The sequence below is a fragment of the Bacillus sp. FG16 genome (genome assembly GCF_057809515.1).
In genome coordinates this window covers 1-4202 of record NZ_JBMDKC010000184.1, presented here as the reverse complement: position 1 = coordinate 4202, position 4202 = coordinate 1, and the positions used below count along the sequence as shown (strand labels likewise).

General features: G+C 42.2%; 6 protein-coding genes. All 6 read left to right on the top strand.

What is annotated here, in order from left to right; translation table 11 throughout:
• Positions 1-707 (top strand): YqaJ viral recombinase family nuclease (locus ACODS7_RS31065; RefSeq protein WP_488828432.1); only part of this gene is annotated, 707 nt, incomplete at its 5' end.
• Between the two features lie 21 nt (positions 708-728).
• On the top strand, positions 729-1526 hold the full coding sequence (gene recT, locus ACODS7_RS31060; protein ID WP_243168923.1) for a recombination protein RecT: 798 nt from the start codon (positions 729-731) through the stop codon (positions 1524-1526).
• Between the two features lie 38 nt (positions 1527-1564).
• Positions 1565-2437 (top strand): helix-turn-helix domain-containing protein, encoded by an 873-nt coding sequence (locus ACODS7_RS31055; RefSeq protein ID WP_276578003.1) that lies wholly within the window; start codon positions 1565-1567, stop codon positions 2435-2437.
• The gene (locus tag ACODS7_RS31050) at positions 2437-3738 is read left to right on the top strand and encodes a replicative DNA helicase (RefSeq protein WP_243168922.1); all 1302 of its coding nucleotides are present in this window, start codon (positions 2437-2439) and stop codon (positions 3736-3738) included. Before ACODS7_RS31055 ends, ACODS7_RS31050 begins: the two co-directional genes overlap by 1 nt.
• Before the next feature lie 64 nt (positions 3739-3802).
• Entirely contained in the window at positions 3803-4006 is a 204-nt protein-coding gene (locus tag ACODS7_RS31045) for a hypothetical protein (protein ID WP_243168921.1), read from the top strand.
• Positions 4007-4012: 6 nt separating this feature from the next.
• Positions 4013-4202, top strand: a 190-nt coding sequence (locus ACODS7_RS31040) for a DUF1064 domain-containing protein (RefSeq protein ID WP_488828431.1), incomplete at its 3' end; no start/stop codon positions are given.

Below are 4202 nucleotides of genomic sequence, written 5' to 3'. Positions count from 1 at the left end.
TTGCTAAGCGTACAGGACTAAAGGTACAGCGTCGAAATGCCATCTTACAACACCCGGAGTATCCATGGATGCTTGCAAACGTGGATAGGCTCATGGTGGGAGAAAGAATTGGATTAGAATGCAAAACAGCATCTGAATATTTGAAAAAGGACTGGGAAGGTGAAGAAATACCGGTCGCTTACCTTCTCCAGTGTCAGCATTATATGGCTGTGACAGGCTATGAAGCATGGTGGATTGCGGTATTAATTGGTGGTAATAAGTTTGTGTACAAGAAGATCGAACGGGATGAGGATATCATCCAGTATCTTATCAACATGGAACGTGACTTTTGGCTCAATCATGTTGAAAAGGATGAACCGCCTATGTTTGATGGCTCAGAGGCATCTACACAATTACTGAAGCAAATGTATCCAGAATCTATTGAGGATAGTTCTATCAGTCTAGGAAAGCAAGAAGAGCTACTCATAGAAGCGAGAGACCAAGTAGATAGGGAAATGAAGGTGCTACAAGAGCAAAAGGCAGAGTATGAGAACAAGTTGAAAGCAAAGTTAGGCTCTCATGAGAACGGGACAACGGAGAATTACACCATTCATTGGAAGTCCTATAAGAGTAATCGTTTTGATAGCAAACGATTCAAAACAGACCATCCTGATTTATATAAAGAATATGTAAATGAAACTATATCAAGAAAATTTTTAGTGAAATAAAAAACAGGGAGTGGGTTACATATGGTTACAAATGAAAAGTTGAAAAACCAGTTAACAAATCGAAAAGAAAGTACTCCAGTTACACCGGAGCAAACTGTAGAAGCATACATGAAGAAAATGGCCCCAAGAATGGCGGAAGTATTACCAAAACATATGGACATGAACCGCATGAGTCGGATTGCCTTAACAACAATTCGGACAAATCCAAAGCTTCTCGAATGCGCGGTTCCTTCTCTTATGGGGGCTGTGATGCAAGCCGTACAGCTAGGACTCGAACCAGGATTACTAGGACACTGTTACATCTTACCGTATAAGCGTGAAGCGACATTTATCATTGGGTATAAGGGGATGATTGACCTCGCAAGACGGTCTGGCCATATTCAAAGTATTTATGCCCATGCTGTACATGAAAATGACGAATTCGAATATGAGTTGGGGTTACATCCAAAATTGGAGCATAAGCCGTCACATGGGGATCGTGGCGCGTTTATTGGAGCGTATGCCGTTGCTCATTTTAAAGATGGTGGGTATCAAATGGAGTTTATGCCGAAAAGTGAAATTGAGAAACGCCGAAAACGTTCGGCTTCTGCTAACTCAAGCTATAGTCCTTGGAGTAGCGACTATGAAGAAATGGCGAAGAAAACAGTGGTTCGGTACATGTTCAAATACTTACCGATTAGCATAGAAGTTCAGTCGCAAGCGCAGCAAGATGAAGTGGTGCGAAAGGATATTACGGAAGAACCAGAGTTTATTGAAGTGGAATTGGAAGAGCAAGAGGAACTACCTGTAGAACAAAAAGAGATTATATCAGAAAAATAATAAAGACGATTACATGGTATAGGAGTGGGGATGGAATCATGCTGAAAGATGAGAGAATACGTAGCTTTTTTATACTCGATAACGAAGTCGTAGATGATGAACGATTGACGCATCAAGAAATGGCGGTGTATATCACGCTTTGTCGACATGTCAACAAAGAAACGGGGGCATGCTTCCCCTCTTTATCCACAATCGGAAAGAAAGTCGGAATGTCCAAAAACACAGTCATTAAATCATTAAACATCCTAATTGAGATGGGCTATGTAACAAAAGAAAAGCGTGCATCCAAAGAACAAGGGAATATGTCAAATTGTTATTGCATCAACGATGTTCACCAATTGAACAGGGGAGTTCAGGAAATGAATAAAGCTTGTTCAGGAGATGAACGGAGGCTTGTTCATGAGGTGAACACTAACAATACTAATATTAACAATACTAAGTTAACAAGATATATACCGTCCGAAACGGAAGAGGAAATGCCATCTGAGAAAGCAATAGTCCAACAGCAAGAGGAGAAAGAAGTGTGTGAATCCATCTTCCAACACTGGAACGAAAAAGAGATTATCAAACACCGTGTACTGACGCAGAAGACCGTATCCAAAATTAAAGCAAGATTAAACACCTTCGGTGTAGGGGAGTTACAGCAAGCCATAGATCACTATCACACCGTGTTAACCAGACCAGAATATTTCTGGGAGTACAGATGGTCCCTGCAAGAATTCTTGCGAAGTGATGAACACGTGGAAAAATTCCTGAATCCAGCGTATCTCAAGGGATTACGGAAAAAAGAGTTTCAGCATCAGGTGGATGTGCCTACTGCAAGAATGAGTGGATTACCACCTGCGAAAGGCATTGTGGAAAGCCAAGTGGATGTAGATGACATTTATGCAACATTAGGAGATGGGGTCTGATGGAGAAGTATCAACGGTATGCAGAAAATGAGCTGTACGTACTCGGTTGCTTGATGAAAGACAATGCTCTGTTCGAGGAATTGAGACTGACGGCGAAACACTTTATTCATGTGCAACATAACCAACTGTTTCAAGCCATGATGGAACTCTGGCAAGAAGAGAAGCCGGTGAATGACATGAGTCTTTCACAACTGAGCGAGAAGAGAATGAAGGCATTTGGCGGCGTAGGAAAAATATATGAGTGTCACCGTCAAGCGCCTACGTTACACAACTTTTCGTTTATCCAGCAAAAGATGATTGAATTTATGGCGGTAGAAGACATGCTGTTTGATATCCAGGAATTTCAGCAAAAAACGGTGGATCGGCATGCTTTGAAAGACCTGAATGAGTTTGTGACAAAAGTGAACCAAATTCAAATCACGACTGTTCAGCCTCAGCTTTCGTTCCAGAACCAGTTGCAACAACGAGTCGAGGAGCATAGCAATATGCAAGCGAGTGGGCTGAGCGGAGCGCATACGGGTTATACCAACCTCAATCAGTTTACAGATGGTTGGCAAACAACAGACCTGATTGTCGTGGCTGCAAGACCTTCTGTTGGGAAAACAGCGTTTACGCTAGACTCGATACGAAAAGGAGCAAAAGCAGACCCGAAACAGTACATGGGCACATTCTTCAGCTGTGAAATGATTGCGTCGAAAGTGATTGATCGCTGGATTGCTGCCGAAGGTAGACTTCCCGTAAATGAACTCAGTAACCCGAATAAGTTCTTTAGCAACGATGACAAGAAGTGGATGAAGTATCAACAGGCGACAGGAGAGTTGGCGAATTTACCCATCAACATTCGGGAAGAAAAGCACATTCATGAGATTCGGGCGGTGATTTGGAAAACAGTTAAAGAACATCCGGAGAAAAAACACTTGTTTGTCATTGATCACTTGGGGCATATCAAAACGGATGAGACATTTGCGAATAACCACTTGAAATTTACCCACATCATCAACGAATTGAAGGATATCCAAAAGACGGTAAAACAGCCCATTATCCTGATTGCGCAATTAAATCGTGCGGTGGAAGGGAAAATGGATAAGCGTCCGAGCATGGCTGATATACGGGAGTCTGGTTCGATTGAAGAGGTAGCGGACGTGATTATTTTCCCTCATCGAGAAGCATATTTTGACAAAGTGAAGCGGGAAACAGAGGAAATACACGAGACGGAACTCATCATCGCCAAAAACCGAAATGGAGCGGTAGGAACGCTGAAGTTGAACTTTGTAAAGCGGACGAATGAATTTGTGGAGTGAGGGCATGAAGGTCAGTGAATTACTAGAATACGCAACAGCACATGGATTGATAGGAATCGTGGCGTTGATTGAATTGCTCGTGTTAGACAAACAGGCGGTGAAGTTTACAGACGATGTCGCAAAACTGGATTATTATTTTCAAGATCGATTTCGAGTGGCGATGAAGGAACATGTGGCAGCGTATATGGGCAAGAAGAACAGGCGTGTGATGACAGATGAAGAATGGAATAGTTGGATGGAACGAGTGGATGACAGGTATTTGGAGTGAGCGGAATTGAGTAAATACAACAACAAAAAAGTACATCTCGATGATTACGTGTTCGATTCACAAGCGGAAGCACATTATTACGAAAGCTTGAAAATTCGTTATGCAAGAGGCGAAGTACAAGGGTTTGAACGACAGCCTATCTTTAAGTTACAACCAGCATTCAAGAAACATAACAAGAGCTTTCAAGCCATTACAT